We start from the raw sequence: 14200 nt of genomic DNA on the forward strand, positions 1-14200 counted from the left end.
CCCGTGCATCCCATCCTCGTGCTGCTGCTGATCGCCGTGTGGGGCGCGGCCATGTGGCTGGGGTTCATGTACGTGTTCCCGGTGCTGTTCGCAGTGACACTCGTCGTGGCCGGGGTCGCCGCGCTCGGCCTGTACTACCTGCACGCGTGCCGGACGCTCGCGCCGTCCACGCTCGAAGGGCCGTCGCCGGTCCCCGAACCGAAGATCGCCTACCGGCACTACCTGCTCGGCCAGGTGTGGCGCGACTGGTGGACGATCAGCCGCACGGTCGTGCCGCAGGTGTACCGGACCGCGCGGGCCGTCCTCGTCCGCCTGACCCGGCTGCTGCTCGGCGGATTCTGGGGGTTCTTCGTCTTCCCCGTCTGGCTGGCGCTGTGCGCGGGCATCGTGGCCGCCTCCGTCCCCGCCGCCGTGTTCGTGCTCGCGCTCACCGTCCTGTACGGGCTGGTGGCCGCGGCGGGGCTCGCGGTGTGGCTGGGGTGCGTGCTCGTCCTCGCGGCGGTGGAGCGCCTCTTCATGATGTACGGCAGGATCCTGCAGACCTGCCCGCACCCCTTCTGCTACGAGCGCATCGGGCTGCCCGAGTACGAGTGCCCGGGGTGCGGGGCGCGGCATCCCCGCCTCACCCCCGGGTCGGGCGGCGCGTTCCGCCACGTGTGCCGCTGCGGGGCGCGGCTGCCCACGACCGTCCCGCTCGGGCGTTTCCGGCTGGCCGCGTACTGCCCGCACTGCGGGGGGCGGCTGCCCGACCGGATCGGGCGGGTCCGCGTGGAGCCGCTGCCGTTCGTCGGCGGCCCGGCCGCCGGGAAGACCACGTTCATGGTCCTCGGGATCCGCGCCCTGCACGCGCGGGCCCGCGCCGTCCACGGGCGGCTGGCGTTCGTGGAGCGGCGGCACGCGCAGGCGTACGCGGGCGCGATCCGCGAGTTCCAGCGCGGCGGGCGCCTCGCCAAGACGGGCCCGGAGCTGCCGCTCGCGACCATGGTGGACGTGGAGCTCCCGGGGCGCGCCCGGCGGATCCTCTACCTGTTCGACCCGGCCGGCGAGCACTACACGGGCGCCACGGAGGTCGAGTCGCTGCGCTATCTGGAGCACAGCGAGGCGCTGCTGTTCGTCGTGGACCCGTTCGCCCTCCCCCAGTTGCGCGGCTCCCTGACCGGCGACGAGCGGGAGGTCGTCGACCGGGCCGCCGCGTCGTCGGCGGAGGACCCGGCCGACACGTTGCAGCGGGTGCTGAACGAGCTGCGGTCCCGGCCCGACCAGGGGCACCAGAAGCGGGTCGCCGTCGTCGTCACCAAGACCGACCTGCTGGCCCGCACCGAGATCGGCCGCTGCCTGGGCGACGCGGGGCCGGACGACGAGGCGGGGCTGCGCGAATGGCTGGGGGACGTCGGTCTCGGCAACACCGTCCGGACCCTCGACCAGCTCGCGGGGCAGGTGCGGTACTTCGCGTCCGGCCTGGCGACGGAGCCCGCGGACGTCGCCGACCTGCTCGGCTGGGTGACCGGCCTGGCGCCCGCCGGTGCGGCGAACGGCGTCCGGCCGCCCGACGACGCCGCCCAGGAACTTCCCGGGACGGCCCCGCTGCGCGCCCCGTGGCCGGTGCGGGGCCGCGGTCCGAGCCGCGTCCCCCTCGGCTACCAGGCCGGGCGCTGGGCCGTCCTCGCGGGAGTGTCGGCCGGCACGGTGGCGACCGTGACGGGCGCGGTCGTCGCCGCCGCGGAACGCTTCCCTTTCTGACCCCTTCGGTGCCGAATGTCTTCCTTGTGATCGAGCACACCCTGATGGCAAGGAAGATATCGATCCATCATCGGATTGGACGTTCTTTGTGCACCGTCCACACCGCGGCCCCCCGACCGGAAGGCGACCATGACCCAGACGGCCGATCCAGCCGCCGATACGGCGACCGGCGGATGGATGGACCGGCGGCTCTGGCTGATCCTCATCCTCGGGGCGCTGACGGCCATCGGGCCGCTGTCGATCGACCTGTACCTGCCCGCGCTGCCCGCACTGGCCGACGACCTGTCGACGGGCGCGATGCAGACGCAGCTCACGCTGACCGCGTGCGTCGCCGGTCTCGCCGCGGGGCAGGCGGTGGCGGGCCCGCTCAGCGACACGCTGGGGCGGCGCCGGCCGCTGCTGGCCGGGCTGGCCGCGTACGCCGCCGCGTCGCTGCTGTGCGCCGCCGCCCCCACCGTGGAGACGCTCATCGCGCTGCGGGTGGTGCAGGGCGCCACCGGGGCCGCCGGGATCGTGATCGCGCGGGCGATCGTCCGCGACCTGTACCAGGGCGTGGCCGCCGCCCGGTTCTTCTCGATGCTGATGCTGGTCACCGGGCTCGCCCCGATCCTCGCGCCGGCGGCCGGGGGGCAGCTGCTGCGGCTCCTGCCGTGGCCGGGCCTGTTCGCGGTCCTGTCCGGGGTCGGCGTCGCGCTGTTCCTCGGCGCGCTGCTCGGGGTGAAGGAGACGCTGCCGCCGGCGCGCCGCGCGACGGGCGGGCTGCGCGCGACGGCCCGCACGTTCCGGGGCCTGGCGGCCGACCGGATGTTCGCCGGGTACGCCCTGACGATCGGGCTGTCGTTCGGGGCGATGTTCACCTACATCTCGGGGTCGCCGTTCGTCCTGCAGGACATCTACGGGCTGTCGCCGCAGACGTTCGGCATCGCCTTCGGCGTCAACGCCCTCGGGACCGTGGCCGCCGCGCAGGTCGGCGGCCGGCTCGCCGGCCGGGTGCGGCTGCGCCGGCTGCTGGCCGCCGGGCTCGGCATGATGACGGCGGGCGGGGCGGTCATGCTGGCCGCCGTCTTCACCGGCGCCGGCGTGTACGGGGTGCTGCCCGCCCTGTTCCTGGTCACCTCCGGGCAGGGTTTCGTGCTGCCGAACGCGACGGCGCTGGCGCTGGCGGGCCCCGCGTCCCGGGTGGCCGGGAGCGCCTCGGCGCTGCTCGGCGTCACCCAGTTCGCGCTGGGCGGGGCCGCCGCGCCGCTGGCCGGGATCGCCGGGCCGGACACCGCCGTCCCGATGGCCGTGTCGATCGCCGCGCTGGCGGTGCTGGCGTCCCTCGTCACCGCGACCGCCACCCGCGGCAGCGGGGCGGGCACCGCGGTGGACGCGGCACCGGGGTCACCGGGGTCACCGCGCTGACGCGCCGCCTTCGGGGCCGCCGTCGAGGGCGGTCAGGATGAAGCCCGCGACCTCGTCGGCGAGGCGCGCGGCAGGCTTCGGGCCGTCCGCCCGGTACCAGGACGGCATCTGGTTCACCATGCCGAGCGCGACGATCGTGACGGTCTCGGCGGGCGTCGCGTCGCTGAACACCCCGTCCCGCTGCCCCTGCTCGACGAGGCCGCGGAACGTCACGTGGTAGCGGCGGCGGTCGGCGCGGACCGAGCGCATCCGGGCGCCGTCCAGCCGGTGCATCTCGCGGGAGAAGACCTTCGCCTCGTCGATGTGCTCCGCCGTGCTGCGGATCAGCCCGGCCAGCACGGCGCGGACGGCCTCGCGGGGCGGCAGCCCACGCGCCAGGACGTCGCCGAGGTCGGCGAGCTGCCGGGCGATCAGCGAGTGGTAGATCTCGTAGAGGAGATCGTCCTTGGAGTCGAAGTAGTGGTAGAGGGCGCCCTTGGTGACCTCGGCGGCCTCCACGATGCCCTGCACGGACGTCCCGTCGAAACCGCGTTCGGCGAACAGCCGGAGCGCCGCGTCCAGGATCCGCCGCTCGACCGCGCTCGACCGCACGGGCCCCGCCGACCGGGGGCTCGCCGAGCCGGGCCCTGCCGTGTCCGTCACCCGTGCACCTCCCGCCGGCGAGGCATTGACTCGATGTTGTCCCACGTCATAGCTTGCCAGAAAACCGACCGGTCGGTATGCACCCGTGCCGTACAGCGTCCGTACGGCGCCCGGACAGAGGGAGAGCTCATGCCCGCAGTGGAGACCGTCCGCGGCCCCGTCGACGTCGGCGGGCTGGGACGCACGTTCATGCACGAGCACGTCTTCGTCCTCGGCACCGAGAACGTCCAGAACTACGGCGCGGGCGACTGGTGGGACGAGGACGAGAAGGTCGCCGACGCGGTGGCGAAGCTGCGCGAGCTGCCGGAACGCGGCATCAGCACGATCGCGGACCCCACCGTGTGGGGCCTCGGCCGCTACATCCCGCGCATCCAGCGGATCAACGAGCAGGTGCCGGAGCTCAACATCATCGTGGCGACGGGGATCTACACCTACAACGACCTGCCGTTCCAGTTCCACCACCGCGGTCCCGGCACGATGCTGGACGTCGGCCCCGATCCGATGATCGCCGACTTCGTCCGCGACCTGACCGAGGGCATCGCCGGCACGGGCGTCAAGGCGGCGTTCCTCAAGTGCGCCGTGGACGCCCCCGGGCTCACCCCCGGGGTCGAGCGGGTGCTGCGGGCCGTCGCCGCGGCCCACCGCGAGACGGGCGCGCCGCTCACCGTGCACACCGAGAGCTCCATCCACGCGGGCCGGACGGTCGTCGACCTGCTCGGCAAGGAGGGCGTGGACCTGAGCAAGGTCGTGATAGGGCACGCGGGCGACAGCAACGACCTCGACTACCTGATGGCGCTCGCCGACTCCGGCGCGATCCTCGGCATGGACCGCTTCGGCCTCGACCTCATCAACCCGACCGAGAACCGGGTGGCCACCATCGCGGCCCTGTGCGAGCGCGGCTACGCCGACCGGATCGTGCTCAGCCACGACGCGAGCTGCTTCATCGACTGGTTCGGCCCCGACCCGGCGACGGTCCCCGCGATACAGCCGAACTGGCACTACCGGCACATCACCGACGACGTGCTGCCCGCCCTGCGCGCCGCCGGCGTCGGCGACGCCCGGATCGACCAGATGCTCGTGGCCAATCCGCGGCGGTACTTCACCCGCTGAACATTCCGGCACCCGCCGGCGACCACCTGGTCACGTTCGCCCCTCCTGAACGACTAATCACCGCATTTCGGGAAATCATGGGGAGGACAGTGAGGGAGGCGGCCAGGTGAGCGAAGAGAACACGCGTCGCGGCACCCGTGCCGTGATGGTGTTGTTCCTGGTCACGCTGCTCGCCCTGCTCGTCCCGGGCTGCCGGGTCGTCGGGGGCGGGACGGCCGAGCACGTCCCCCCGCCCGTCACCACGTCGCCCAAGAGCAAGGACGCCAAGCCCAGCGGCCGCCGCCCCGGCGTCGTCAACATCGAGACCGAGCAGGACCTGCGCGGCACCCGCGCGGCCGGGACGGGCGTCGTGCTCACGGCCTCCGGGCTCGTGCTGACCAACAACCACGTGATCAGGGGCGCCACCAGGATCGAGGGCACCGACACCGACAACCGCCGCACCTACACCGCGCGGGTCGTCGGCTACGACCGCGCGGGCGACATCGCGGTGATCCGGCTGGAGGGCGCGTCCCGGCTCAAGGCCGCCGCGTTCGCCTCCGCGTCCGGCGTGGGCGTGGGCGACCCGGTCACCGCCGTGGGCAACGCGGGCGGTGAAGGCGGCAAGCCCCGGGTGGTCACCGGCGAGGTGACCGCCCTGGAGCAGTCCGTGACCGCCCGCGACGACAGCAGCGGGACCACCGAGCGGCTCAGCGGCCTGATCGAGACCGACGCGCCGATCGAGCCGGGCGACTCGGGCGGGCCGCTGCTGAACACGGACGGCAAGGTGATCGGCATCAACACCGCCGCGTCCGCCGGCCTCTCGCGCAACGCGGCCGAGAGCAAGAACCACCGCGGGTACGCGATCCCGTCGGACCGGGCCCTGGACGTCGCACGGCAGATCCAGCGCGGCGAGGCGTCCATCACCGTGCACATCGGGCCGACCGCCATGCTGGGCGTCAAGGTCCGCTCCAACCGCAACTCGCGGGGCGCCGTCGTCGCCGAGGTCGTGCCCGGCTCCCCCGCCGAGGCCGCGCGCATACCGGTCGGGGCCTCCATCGTCACCTTCGACGGCCGGGGCGTGGACTCGCCCACCACCCTCACCACGTTGATGCTGGCCCATCATCCAGGCGATGTCGTCCAGCTGGAGTGGACGACCGCCCAGGGCGCCGCCGTGTCCGCCACGATCCGCCTTGCCGAGGGGCCTCCCCAGTAGCGCCCGCCCGGACGCCCATGCCCGCCTCGGCATGCGCGCGTCTCCCCGATGCGGTTTCGTTGAGGGCCGCGAGCGCGTCCTCGTGCGAGAGTGAGAGGAATCCCGGGCGACTACGAGGATGTGGGTGCGATGAGCCGCAAGGCGCCTTCCGGTGACTTCGACGACGCCGATCTTGAGGTCTCGGAGGCGAAGACCTGGTCCGCCGGCGTGCCCGGCATCACGGCCGCACTCCGGCGGTCGTACGAGCAGATGGGGGTCCGGCGCACCGCGCTGACGCTGGCGCGCGTCAACCAGAAGACGGGTTTCGACTGCCCGGGGTGCGCCTGGCCGGAAGGTGAGCGCCGGCACCTCGCCGAGTTCTGCGAGAACGGCGCCAAGGCCGTCGCCGAGGAGGCCACCACGCGGCGGGTCACCCGCGAGTTCTTCGCCCGGCACACCGTGGCCGAGCTGGCGGAGCGCTCCGACCACTGGCTCGGGCAGCAGGGACGCCTCACCGAGCCGATGCTGAAGCGGGCCGGGTCCGCGCACTACGAGCCGGTGTCCTGGGACGAGGCGTTCGGCCTGCTGGCGGCGGAGCTGAACGCGCTGGACTCGCCGGACGAGGCCGTCTTCTACACCTCGGGCCGCACGAGCAACGAGGCCGCGTTCGCCTACCAGCTGTTCGTCCGCGCGTTCGGCACGAACAACCTGCCGGACTGCAGCAACATGTGCCACGAGTCGTCCGGGTCGGCGCTGAGCGAGACGATCGGCATCGGCAAGGGCTCGGTGCTGCTGGAGGACTTCGACCGCGCCGACCTGATCTTCGTCGTCGGGCAGAACCCGGGGACGAACCACCCGCGGATGCTGTCCGCGCTGGAGCGGGCCAAGAAGGCGGGCGCGCGGATCGTCGCCGTCAACCCGCTGCCCGAGGCGGGGCTGCTGCGGTTCAAGAACCCGCAGCGCCCGACCGGGATCGCGGCCCGGGGCACCGTGCTCGCCGACCGGTTCCTGCAGATCCGGCTGAACGGCGACCTCGCCCTGTTCCAGGCGCTCAACCGGATGCTGCTGGAGTCGGACGCGCCGGACGCCGTCGACCGCGGGTTCCTCGACGCGCACACCCACGGGTTCGAGGCGTTCGAGCAGCACGTCCTCGGCCTCGACTGGGACGACGTGCTGGAGGCGACCGGGCTGACCCGCGCCGAGATCGGCGGCGCGCTCAACGACGTCCTGCGGGCCGAGCGGATCATCGTCTGCTGGGCGATGGGCCTCACCCAGCACCGCAACTCCGTCCCCACGATCCGCGAGATCGTCAACTTCCTGCTGCTGCGCGGCAACATCGGCCGTCCCGGCGCGGGCGTCTGCCCCGTGCGCGGCCACTCCAACGTGCAGGGCGACCGGACGATGGGCATCTGGGAGCGGCCGAAGCCCGGGTTCCTGGACGCCCTCGCCGCCGAGTTCGGGTTCGAGCCGCCGCGCGAGCACGGCGTGGACACCGTGAACGCGATCCGCGCCATGCGGGACGGCCGCGCGAAGGTGTTCCTCGGCATGGGCGGCAACTTCGTCCGCGCCACCCCCGACTCCGCGGTCACCGAGGCGGCGCTGCGGAACTGCCGGCTGACCGCGCAGGTGTCCACCAAGCTCAACCGCTCGCACGCCGAGGCCGGCGAGCTGGCGCTGATCCTGCCGGCGCTCGGCCGCACCGAGCGCGACGAGCAGGAGTCCGGGCCGCAGTTCGTCTCCGTCGAGGACTCGATGGGGATGGTGCACGCCTCGCGGGGCCGCCTCGCCCCCGCCTCGCCCCACCTGCTGTCCGAGGTGTCGATCGTCTGCCGCCTGGCGAGGGCGACGCTCCCCGGCTCGGGCATCGGGTGGGCGGCGATGGAACACGACTACGACGTGATCCGCGACCACATCTCCCGCGTCGTGCCCGGGTTCGCCCGCTTCAACGCCCGCGTCCGCGAGCCCGGCGGGTTCACGCTCCCGCACGCGCCGCGCGACGAGCGCAGGTTCCCCACCGCGACGGGCAAGGCCAACCTCACGGTGAACGAGCTGGAGGTCCTGCGGGTCCCGGAGGGACGGCTGCTGCTGCAGACCGTCCGGAGCCACGACCAGTACAACACCACCGTGTACGGGCTGGACGACCGCTACCGGGGCATCAAGGCCGGGCGCCGCGTCGTGTTCGTCAACCCCGCCGACCTGTCCGCGCTCGGGCTGGCGGACGGCGCGCCGGTCGACCTGGTCTCCGAGTGGGAGGACGGCGTGGAGCGCCGCGCCCCGGCCTTCCGCGCCGTCGCCTACCCGACCGCGGCGGGCTGCGCGGCGGCGTACTTCCCGGAGACCAACGTCCTCGTCCCCCTCGACAGCACCGCCGAGGTGAGCAACACCCCGACCTCCAAATCGGTGATCGTCCGGCTGGAACCGGCGAGCCCCCGGGAGCCCGACCTGGTTTAGGCTCGGGGCATGACGAACCTCCCCGACCGCGCCGGACCTCCCGCGTCGCCGGAGATGCGGGCCGGTGACGCCGACCGCGACCGGGTCGCGCACGTGCTGCGGGACGCGGCCGGCGACGGGCGGCTGACGCTGGAGGAGCTGGACGAGCGTCTGGACGCGGTGTACGCGGCCAAGACGTACGCGGACCTGGAGCCGCTCACCCGTGACCTGCCCGCGCCCGGCGCGGCACCGCCGCCCGCGCCGTCCGGCGCGGCGGCGTGGCGGCCGGTGGCGGGCGCGCCGTCCTGGAAGGGCGGCGTCGGGATCATGAGCGGGTTCCGGCGGGCGGGCGTGTGGAACGTCCCCCGCAGGTTCCGGGCGTTCGCGTTCTGGGGCGGCGGGAAGATCGACCTGCGCGACGCGCGGTTCGCGGAGCCGGAGACGACGATCCGGGCCTTCGCCATCATGGGCGGCGTCGAGATCGTCGTGCCGGACGACATCACCGTGCACGTCAAGGGCCTCGGGATCATGGGCGGCTTCGACCAGCGGGCGAGCGGCCCGGGCGTGCCCGGCGCACCCACGGTCGTCATCAGGGGCCTGGCGTTCTGGGGCGGCGTCGGGGTGAAGCGCCGCAAAGCGAGCCGGCAGCAGAAGCGCGAGAAGGAACTCCGGCCGCCCGAAGCAGACTAGGCGTCGGCGATCCGGTCCAGCCATTCGCCGAGCAGGGCCGTCTCCGGTGCGGACAGCCGTGCCGGCGGATCGGCGGCCAGCGCGGCGCGCAGCGCCACCGCGCGGGCCGCGGCCGGGTGCCGCGCGGCGCCCTCCCCTTCGCGGGGGACGGTGACCGCGGCGAGGACCGCCTCCCTCGTCCGCTCGGACAGTTCGTCGTCCGCCGCCCCGTCCGGCTCGCCGCCCTCGCCCGCGATGAGCGCGAGGGTGACGCCGACCCCGGCGGCGTGGATCATCCGGGCGGCCGTGCCGACGGGGACGCGGAGCCGCCCGGCGCGGGCGGCCGCCGCGACGAGGCCGAGCAGGATGCGGTGCGCCTCCGCCGCGATGGGCGGCGTCCGGGACGTGCCGTACATCAGGGTGTAGAACGCGGGGTTCGTGCGGCCGTACTCGACGTGCAGGTCCCAGCCGCGGCGCAGGTCGTCGACCGGGTCGCCGGTGCTCTCCTGGGCTCGCTTGCCCGCCAGGTACCTCTCGAAGCCGTAGGCGGCGACGGCGTCGAACAGCCCGCGCTTGTCGCCGAAGTGGTGGTAGAGGGTCGGCGCCCCGACCCCGGCCGCCGTGCAGACGGCGCGCGTCGAGACCGGCTCGCCGCCGGCCTCGGCCAGCAGCCGGGCGGCCGCCCGCAGGATGCGGTCCCGGGTGTCGAGGTCCTGCTGCGCGGTCACGAAATCGACGTTACAGAAATTTCCTGAGCACCGCTATGCGAACTCCTGTAGCGGCGCTATGGTTATAGCTATATCAACGCTATGGACGACGTCCGAGAGGAGACCTGCCATGCGCAGCGCGCTTCTGTCCGCACCCGGCAAGCCGCTGGAGATCGTCGAGCGGGAGGTGCCCGAACCGGGCCCCGGCGAGATCCTCGTCAAGGTCACCGCGTGCGGAATGTGCTTCTCCGAGATCAACCACCTGCGGGGGCACTACGCCTTCGGGACGTTCCCGGTCGTGCCGGGCCACGAGATCAGCGGCGTCGTCGCCGCGCTCGGCGCGGGCGTCGGGTGGCCGGCGGTCGGCACCCGCGTCGGCGCCGCCTGGCCGTACGGCTCATGCGGCCACTGCGACCAGTGCGTGCGCGGCGACCAGATCCTGTGCGGCGAGCTGCCGCGACAGGTCACCGGCGTCAACCGCGACGGCGGCTACGGCGAGTACTTCGTCGGCCGCTCCGGTTTCGTCACCCCGCTGCCCGACGGGCTCGACCCCGTGGCCGGCGCGCCGCTGATGTGCGCCGGGATCACCGCCTTCAACGGGCTGCGCCAGGCCGGCGCGGTCGCCGGGTCGAAGGTCGCCGTCCTCGGCACCGGCGGCGTCGGCATGATGGCCGTGCGGTTCGCCGCCGCGATGGGCGCCCGGGTCGCCGTGGTGTCCCGCTCCCGCCGCGCCGAGGACGAGGCCCGCCGCTTCGGCGCCGAACAGTTCGTCGCCACCGCGGAAGAGGACCCCGCCGGCGCCCTGCGGGCATGGGGCGGCGCGGACGTCATCATGAACACCGCACCCGACACCGGCACGGGGCTCGCCGCGTTCGGCGGCCTGCGCCCCGACGGCACCCTGCTCTACCTCGGATTCGGCGCCGCCAACGTGGAGGTGCCGCCCGCCGCCCTCGTCTCCAACCGGCTCCGAGTGATGGGCGTGCCGTCCGGATCCCCGCACGACCTGCGCGACACCCTGGACTTCGCGGTGGCGCACGGGATCGTCCCCGAGGTCACGACCGTCCCGCTGGACGACGCGCCGCGCATCCTCACCGACATGGACGCGGGCGTCCACCGGGGCCGCGCGGTCATCGCGTTCGGCTGAACCGCCGCCACGGACGGGCCTGCTCGAAGGCGTGGCAGGCGGCCATGACCAGGGCGTCGGCGTGGCGGGCACCGACGACCTGGAGGCCGATCGGCAGTCCGGCCGAGGTGAAGCCGCACGGCAGGCTCGCGGCGGGCTGCTGCGTCATGTTGAACGGGTAGGTGAACGGGGTCCAGCCCGTCCAGCGCGGGGACGGGGAACCCGGCGGCACCTCCAGGCCGGCCTCGAACGCCGCGATCGGCATCGTCGGGGTGAGCAGCAGGTCGTAGCGCTCGTGGAACAGGCCCATGACGCGGCCCAGCTCCATCCGGCGGGCCGTGGCGGTGAGGTAGTCGAGGGCCGAGTACCCGGCGCCCTGCTCGCAGATCTCCCGCAGGCCCGGGTCGAGCCGGGCGCGCGCCTCGGGCGGCAGGTGGTCGACGACCTTCGCGGCGCCCGCGAACCACAGGACCTCGAACTCCTCGACGGGGTCGCCGAAGCCGGGGTCGGCCTGCTCGACCTTGGCGCCCAGCTCGGCGAACACCTCGGCGGCGGCCGCGACGGACGCCGCGATCTCCGGATCGACCTCCGCGAAGCCGAGGTCGGGGCTGAACGCGACGCGCAGGCCGGTGAGGTCGTCCGGGCGGGCCTCGGTGAACGGGACGTCCGGCGGCGCGAGCGAGGACCAGTCGCGGCCGTCCGGTCCGCAGATCGCGTCGAGCAGCAGCGCCGCGTCCGCGACGGTGTTCGTCATCGGGCCGACGTGCGCGAGCGTCCCGAACGGGCTCGCCGGGTAGTGCGGGATGCGGCCGTAGGTCGGCTTGATGGTGAACGTGCCGGTGAACGCGGCGGGGATGCGCACCGAGCCGCCGCCGTCCGTACCGAGGGCGAGTGGCGCCATGCCCGCCGCGACGGCCGCCGCCGCGCCGCCGCTCGACCCGCCCGGCGTGCGGGACGGGTCCCACGGGTTGCGGGTGACGCCGTTGCGCGGGTTGTCGGTGACGCCCTTCCACGCGAACTCCGGCGTGGTCGTCTTGCCGACGAAGACCGCGCCCTGCTCGCGGAGCCGGGCGACCGACGGGGCGTCCTCGTCCCACGGGCCCGCCGGGTCGATCGTCGTGGAGCCGCGCAGCGTGGGCCAGCCGCGGGTGAGCAGGACGTCCTTGATGGAGACCGGCACGCCGTCCAGCGGGCCGAGCGTCGCGCCCCGCGCCCGGCGGTCGGCCGCCGCGCGGGCCATGTCGAGCGTGGTGTCCGCGTCGACCAGGCAGAACGCGTTGAGCGCGGGGTCGTCGCGCTCGATCCGGTCGAGCACGGCCTGCGCCGCCTCGACCGGGGAGAGCGTCCCGGCCTCGTACTCCCCCAGCAGCTCGGCCGCGGTCAGATCGGCCGCGTCGGTCTTCGTCACGGTCACTGCAACCCCCTCCGATGCACAGGTCAGCCGACCTTCTGCGGTGAACCCACGTAGCCGAGCCGCTTGTCCACGACGTTGCGCAGCGGGCGCCCGCCGACATAGCGGTCGAGGTTGGCGGCGAACAGCCGGACCAGCTCGTCCCGCCAGCCGACCACGTCGCCGGACATGTGCGGGGAGACGAGCACGTTCGGCATGTCCCACAGCGGGGACGACTCCGGGAGCGGCTCGTCCTCGAAGACGTCGAGCGCCGCGCCCGCGATCCGGCCGGCCCGCAGCGCCGCGACCAGATCGGCCTCGTTCACCAGCGCGCCGCGCCCCACGTTGACGAGCCGCGCGGACGGCCGCATCCGGCCGAGCGCGGCGGCGTCGATCATGTGGCGGGTCTGCGGGGTGAGCGGCGCCGCCAGCACGACGTAGTCGGCCTCGGCGAGCGCCTCGTCCAGCCGCTCCACCGGGTGGACGACACCGAGGTCGGGGTCGGCGTCGCGCGGCGTGCGGCCCGCGCCGGACACGGCCAGGCCCGCGGCCGACAGGCGGCGGCCGATCGCGCGGCCGATCGGCCCGGTGCCGACGACCAGGGCGCGGGCGCCGGTGACGCGCTCGGTCTCGCGGTGCCGCCAGCGGCGCTCGCCCTGGAGCCGGACGGTCGTGTGCAGGTCCTTGGCGAAGGTGAGCACCAGGCCGAGGACGTACTCCGCGATCGGCTCGTCGAAGACGCCGCGCGAGTTGGTGACGACCGTGCCGGACTCGACCAGGCCGGGGAAGAGCAGCCGGTCGACCCCGGCGCTCGCGATGTGGACCCAGTCCGGCCCGCCGGTCCGCGGCCACGCCCCGGCGACCGCGTCGGAGAGGAAGTCCCACACGAACAGGACGTCCGCGCCGGGCAGGGCGTCGGCGAGCTCCGCTTCGCGCACGTAACGTACGTGGGCGAGACGCTCCGCGTCGGCCATGCCCCGTGGGCGGACGTCCCCGGTCAGGACCACCACGTCGGGCGGCCCTCCGGGTGCGGGCGGAACAGGGTCCATGGAGCGCCACTTTCAGGGAGACCAGAGTTTACGTGAAGGCAACGCAGGGAGGCATTGACACGCTAGGAACGTTTCGTAGGATTGTCAACAATCAGCGCGGTGCACTGCGGCCCCGGGCACCGCACTGAGATGTCGTGTGCTGCAAGACCGTCGCAACCTGCCCACGCAAGGCCAGGACGGATCCCAGAGCGCTCTAACGGAAGAGTCCTTCGGGTGGCGACGTTCTCGCCCACCCCTGTCCACGGGGAGGCCCAGCATGCCCAAGCTCATGACCATCACTCTGGAGCGTCGCGGCGTCTCGTGCGTCGCGGAACTGCTGGAGAAGGACGCGCCGCGCACCTGCGAGGCGGTGTGGAACTCCCTCCCGCTCGGCGGGGACGCCTACCACGCCAAGTACGCGCGGAACGAGGTCTACACGATGGTCGAGAGGTTCACCGAGGATGAGGTCGGCCTCGAGAACCCCACCGTCACCCCGATCCCCGGTGACGTCGTCTACTTCTCCTTCGCCGGCGGCATGCTCGACCGCCGCTTCAAGGAGGAGAAGAACATCCACACGCTGCCCGGCGTGATCGACCTCGCGATCTTCTACGGCCGCAACAACCTGCTGCTCAACGGGGACGTCGGCTGGGTCCCCGGCAACGTGTACGCGACGATCGTCGACGGCCTGGGCCGCATGGCCGAGGCCTGCAACGACGTCTGGCGCTCCGGCGGTGTCGGCGAGCGCCTGGTCTACAGCCGTCTTGAGTCCTAGAGCGGTGGGCGCGC

General features: G+C 73.7%; 12 protein-coding genes. 8 read left to right on the forward strand and 4 right to left on the reverse strand.

Annotated features, from left to right (window positions below; translation table 11 throughout):
- The first annotated feature begins 3 nt into the window (after positions 1 to 3).
- On the forward strand, positions 4 to 1740 hold the full coding sequence (locus E1289_RS06280; RefSeq protein ID WP_131976235.1) for a hypothetical protein: 1737 nt from the start codon (positions 4 to 6) through the stop codon (positions 1738 to 1740).
- 129 nt (positions 1741 to 1869) lie between these two features.
- Positions 1870 to 3144, forward strand: coding sequence for a multidrug effflux MFS transporter (locus tag E1289_RS06285; RefSeq protein WP_131976237.1), 1275 nt, complete (start codon positions 1870 to 1872; stop codon positions 3142 to 3144).
- Here the strand turns inward: E1289_RS06285 and E1289_RS06290 are convergent.
- Positions 3133 to 3786, reverse strand: a complete 654-nt coding sequence (locus E1289_RS06290; RefSeq protein ID WP_243712646.1) for a TetR/AcrR family transcriptional regulator — start codon at positions 3784 to 3786, stop codon at positions 3133 to 3135. The genes E1289_RS06285 and E1289_RS06290 overlap by 12 nt on opposite strands.
- Before the next feature lie 129 nt (positions 3787 to 3915).
- Between E1289_RS06290 and E1289_RS06295 the strand changes: the two genes are divergently transcribed.
- From E1289_RS06295 to E1289_RS06310, 4 genes are all read left to right on the forward strand, one after another.
- Positions 3916 to 4896 (forward strand): phosphotriesterase, encoded by a 981-nt coding sequence (locus E1289_RS06295; RefSeq protein ID WP_131976239.1) that lies wholly within the window; start codon positions 3916 to 3918, stop codon positions 4894 to 4896.
- Positions 4897 to 5002: 106 nt separating this feature from the next.
- Complete coding sequence (locus E1289_RS06300; RefSeq protein WP_243712647.1) at positions 5003 to 6088, forward strand: trypsin-like peptidase domain-containing protein; 1086 nt, start codon at positions 5003 to 5005, stop codon at positions 6086 to 6088.
- Between the two features lie 129 nt (positions 6089 to 6217).
- Positions 6218 to 8518, forward strand: a complete 2301-nt coding sequence (locus tag E1289_RS06305) for an FdhF/YdeP family oxidoreductase (protein ID WP_131976241.1) — start codon at positions 6218 to 6220, stop codon at positions 8516 to 8518.
- Between the two features lie 9 nt (positions 8519 to 8527).
- Positions 8528 to 9187, forward strand: coding sequence for a DUF1707 domain-containing protein (locus E1289_RS06310; protein WP_243712648.1), 660 nt, complete (start codon positions 8528 to 8530; stop codon positions 9185 to 9187).
- Here E1289_RS06310 and E1289_RS06315 read toward each other — a convergent pair.
- On the reverse strand, positions 9184 to 9894 hold the full coding sequence (locus E1289_RS06315; RefSeq protein ID WP_131976243.1) for a TetR/AcrR family transcriptional regulator: 711 nt from the start codon (positions 9892 to 9894) through the stop codon (positions 9184 to 9186). The two genes, E1289_RS06310 and E1289_RS06315, sit on opposite strands and share 4 nt — an antisense overlap.
- A 109-nt stretch (positions 9895 to 10003) precedes the next feature.
- Here E1289_RS06315 and E1289_RS06320 point away from each other — a divergent pair, with 109 nt between their 5' ends.
- Positions 10004 to 11017, forward strand: coding sequence for an alcohol dehydrogenase catalytic domain-containing protein (locus tag E1289_RS06320; protein ID WP_165970369.1), 1014 nt, complete (start codon positions 10004 to 10006; stop codon positions 11015 to 11017).
- On the opposite strand, the gene E1289_RS06325 is transcribed toward E1289_RS06320, so the two are convergent.
- Both E1289_RS06325 and E1289_RS06330 read right to left on the reverse strand, forming a co-directional pair.
- Positions 11001 to 12410 (reverse strand): amidase, encoded by a 1410-nt coding sequence (locus E1289_RS06325; RefSeq protein ID WP_131976247.1) that lies wholly within the window; start codon positions 12408 to 12410, stop codon positions 11001 to 11003. The two genes, E1289_RS06320 and E1289_RS06325, sit on opposite strands and share 17 nt — an antisense overlap.
- A 23-nt stretch (positions 12411 to 12433) precedes the next feature.
- The gene (locus E1289_RS06330) at positions 12434 to 13360 is read right to left on the reverse strand and encodes a D-2-hydroxyacid dehydrogenase (protein ID WP_243712650.1); all 927 of its coding nucleotides are present in this window, start codon (positions 13358 to 13360) and stop codon (positions 12434 to 12436) included.
- A gap of 343 nt (positions 13361 to 13703) precedes the next feature.
- On the opposite strand from E1289_RS06330, the gene E1289_RS06335 reads away from it, so the two are divergent.
- Positions 13704 to 14186, forward strand: a complete 483-nt coding sequence (locus E1289_RS06335) for a DUF3830 family protein (protein WP_207928823.1) — start codon at positions 13704 to 13706, stop codon at positions 14184 to 14186.
- Positions 14187 to 14200: the final 14 nt, after the last annotated feature.

Origin of the sequence: Actinomadura sp. 6K520 (assembly GCF_004349245.1) — a bacterium.
GTDB lineage: Bacteria > Actinomycetota > Actinomycetes > Streptosporangiales > Streptosporangiaceae > Spirillospora.

Bases quoted from the DNA above. Each gene is read 5' to 3' on its own strand.
- E1289_RS06285 (WP_131976237.1), top strand. From the start codon at position 1,870: ATGACCCAGACGGCCGATCCAGCCGCCGATACGGCGACCGGCGGATGG.
- E1289_RS06295 (WP_131976239.1), top strand. From the start codon at position 3,916: ATGCCCGCAGTGGAGACCGTCCGCGGCCCCGTCGACGTCGGCGGGCTG.
- E1289_RS06305 (WP_131976241.1), top strand. From the start codon at position 6,218: ATGAGCCGCAAGGCGCCTTCCGGTGACTTCGACGACGCCGATCTTGAG.
- E1289_RS06310 (WP_243712648.1), top strand. From the start codon at position 8,528: ATGACGAACCTCCCCGACCGCGCCGGACCTCCCGCGTCGCCGGAGATG.
- E1289_RS06320 (WP_165970369.1), top strand. From the start codon at position 10,004: ATGCGCAGCGCGCTTCTGTCCGCACCCGGCAAGCCGCTGGAGATCGTC.
- E1289_RS06330 (WP_243712650.1), bottom strand. From the start codon at position 13,360: ATGGCCGACGCGGAGCGTCTCGCCCACGTACGTTACGTGCGCGAAGCG.
- E1289_RS06335 (WP_207928823.1), top strand. From the start codon at position 13,704: ATGACCATCACTCTGGAGCGTCGCGGCGTCTCGTGCGTCGCGGAACTG.